At 64.3% G+C, this 1,150-nt stretch carries 1 protein-coding gene; it reads left to right on the top strand.

What is annotated here, in order from left to right; genetic code table 11:
* Positions 1-232: 232 nt before the first annotated feature.
* Positions 233-1,150 (top strand): methionine adenosyltransferase (gene metK / locus GOOTI_RS14400; protein ID WP_007239334.1); only part of this gene is annotated, 918 nt, incomplete at its 3' end.

Raw genomic sequence — 1,150 nt, 5'->3', positions numbered from 1 at the left:
TGCTGTCCTCGAACGGCAACGAGACATCGCTTCCGTTCGGCTCGAAAACCCTCATGGCGAGCCGAATACTTGACGAAGTCCACGCTTTGCTGCCTGATTAGGTGCGCGCTTGCCCTCGTCGGTCGATTGTCGGGACGAGTGTGTAGGTTTAGAGGCCACGAGACCACCAACGGCGACCCGTCAGGCGTCGTCGTGTGCTCCCTGTGGGGGGACACGAGTTTGAGAGGATCACATGACCAGCTCTGCGTCACGTCTGTTCACCAGTGAGTCGGTCACGGAGGGACATCCGGACAAGATCTGCGACGCCATCAGCGATTCGGTGCTCGACGCGATCCTCGCCGACGATCCCAAAGCCCGGGTGGCCGTGGAGACCCTCGTCACCACCGGACAGGTCCACGTCGCGGGAGAGGTCACGACGACTGCATACGTCGACATCCCGGGCATCGTGCGCAGCAAGATCCTCGAGATCGGATACGACTCGTCCACCAAGGGTTTCGACGGCGCGTCGTGCGGTGTCAACGTGGCGATCGGCGCACAGTCACCCGACATCGCCGGTGGTGTGTTCAACTCACATGAGAGCCGCAGCGGCATCTCCGAAGACGAGATCGACGCGCAGGGCGCGGGCGACCAGGGCCTGATGTTCGGTTACGCCACCAACGAGACGCCTGAGCTGATGCCGGTACCGATCGCGCTGGCGCATCGCCTGTCCCGTCGGCTGACCGAGGTCCGTAAGAACGGAACGCTGCCGTACCTGCGTCCCGACGGCAAGACACAGGTCACCATCGAATACGACGGCGACACACCTGTCCGCCTCGACACGGTCGTCGTCTCGACGCAGCATGCGGCCGACATCGACCTCGAGCGGATGCTCACGCCCGACATCAAGTCGCAGGTGGTCGATCCCGTCCTCGCCGAACTGGACCTCCCCGGCCTGACGACCGACGGGTACCGACTCCTCGTCAACCCCACCGGCAAGTTCGTTCTCGGCGGACCCATGGGCGACGCAGGCCTGACCGGTCGCAAGATCATCGTCGACACCTACGGCGGCATGGCCCGCCACGGTGGCGGCGCGTTCTCCGGCAAGGATCCGTCGAAGGTCGACCGCAGCGCCGCATATGCGATGCGATGGGTTGCCAAGAACGCCGTCGCC

Origin of the sequence: Gordonia otitidis NBRC 100426 (assembly GCF_000248075.1) — a bacterium.
GTDB lineage: Bacteria > Actinomycetota > Actinomycetes > Mycobacteriales > Mycobacteriaceae > Gordonia > Gordonia otitidis.
The sequence above is the reverse complement of the archived record's forward strand: the minus strand, read 5'-3'. Positions and strand labels throughout refer to the sequence as shown.